Raw genomic sequence first — 1,758 nt, 5'->3', positions numbered from 1 at the left:
ATGGTCACGGTGATGTGATGGATTTGCGCATTAAGGGGTCATTAAATGACCGTGATATTTCCGCCATTCATCAAGAGATTGATAGCGTGAAACGGGAATATGTGACTCAGCAGGCATTGGAAAGCGGTCTGCATGGGAAACAGTCGAAAGGGGATTATGCTGTTAATGCGGCATTAACCGTTGTCAGCGAAAACGCCAATAGTCGCCTGGCTAAAAGCCAGAACGGCGCAGATATTCCCAATAAGAGTGAATTTGTCAAAAATATCGGTTTAGTGGAAACCGTCGAACAGGCAATGAATGCTGTACCGAATGACAGGAGAATTAACGGGAAATCGCTATCGTCTGATATCAGTTTGATGGCGAGTGATGTTGGCGCCTATCACCAGACTACCTATATGACTGAGCTACCCGGCAGGCATTATTCAGGGCCATTTTCTTGTGGTCGGGAAAATGGATGGGCCAAAGGGGTGAGTATCGGTGTAGGGGGTGACACGGGGCAAATTTGGATTGATGCCGATGCACAGTTGCACACCAGATTTCTCAATGCTAACGGTGCCGTAGAGCAAAAGATTACGATGGGTATCCCGATTGGCGCCACTATCGAATGGCATTCGGCTGCGCCGATACCCGCCGGATATGAACCCAATGAGGGACGCGCATTCCGTGCGGCAGATTACCCTGAACTCGCCAAAATTTTTCCCGACCTGAAATTACCCGATGACAGAGGATTATTTAAGCGTGGTCTGGATAGAGGACGTGGTTTAGATTCTGGTCGTTCGCTAGGGAATGTTCAAGGGGATGCTATCAGAAATATCACGGGATCATTAGGTAATCCTACTATTGAGAGCGGGAGCAACGCGTCTGGTGCATTCAGCTACCAGTATAAGGCTGGCGGTCGGGCAGCCGGTGCCGGTGGTGGGGTGATTTCATGGACATTTGACGCGTCGAGAGTGGTCCCGACCGCAAATGAAAACCGACCTGTCAACAAATCAGTGATTTATATTACGAGGGTAAAGTAATGACTAAATATAGTGCAGATATTCAAATAGCCCGGTTTGATGAGGATGGGTTAGCCATTGTTAGCGGATGGGTTGCGGTTTATCGTTGTCATCCTGAAACACGGGAATATATTGGGGCCGATATGGATTTGGTGCCACGGGGATTTTCTGTTGCGGCTAATGCGTATCTGGACGCGCCAGAATTACCTGACACGCATGACGTTGCGATTTGTCGTCGTGTAGATGAAAAATCCTGGCGACATGTGCCTGACTATCGGGGTAAAACGGCGTATGCAACCGATACAGGCCAGCCGATCAATATTACCGCCATCGGCGCATTGCCTGATAATCTCACCCTGCAATCACCCCAAACCCCCTTTGATAAGTGGGAGAATAAGCAATGGGTCACAGATAAATCAGCCCTAAAATCTCATCAAACTGAACAGGCTGAACAGCAAAAAATCGCGCGACAGCAGCAGGCAGATGCGGCAATTAAACCCTTACAGGATGCCATTGATCTGGATATCGCCACGGATGCCGAAAAATCAGCGCTCGTGGAATGGAAAAAATATCGTGTGCGGGTGAACAGAGTGGACCTTTCTACTGTCCCCGATATCAACTGGCCTGAGCAACCCGCGTGATGAATTGGCAACGGAAAATAATGCGCATCTCTCCGAATATGACGGGGATGCATTGCTCGATGCTACCCGTCCATCCGTTCGTATACGGTATCGGGCAGAAAGCGGACAGCGGTCACTAC

The 1,758-nt window shown here is 49.2% G+C and carries 1 protein-coding gene and 1 pseudogene; both read left to right on the top strand.

Annotated features, from left to right (window positions below; translation table 11 throughout):
- Positions 1–1,019 (top strand): annotated as a pseudogene (locus AACQ38_RS23655) (phage tail protein); the annotation flags it as partial.
- Positions 1,019–1,639 (top strand): tail fiber assembly protein, encoded by a 621-nt coding sequence (locus AACQ38_RS23650; RefSeq protein WP_165579233.1) that lies wholly within the window; start codon positions 1,019–1,021, stop codon positions 1,637–1,639. The pseudogene AACQ38_RS23655 and the gene AACQ38_RS23650, both read left to right, overlap by 1 nt.
- The last annotated feature ends 119 nt before the right edge of the window (positions 1,640–1,758 follow it).

This window comes from Photorhabdus sp. RW14-46 (genome assembly GCF_963887965.1).
In the GTDB taxonomy this organism is placed as follows: Bacteria; Pseudomonadota; Gammaproteobacteria; order Enterobacterales; family Enterobacteriaceae; genus Photorhabdus; species Photorhabdus laumondii.
Note: the sequence above shows the minus strand (reverse complement) of the source record. Positions and strands in the feature narration are given on the sequence as shown.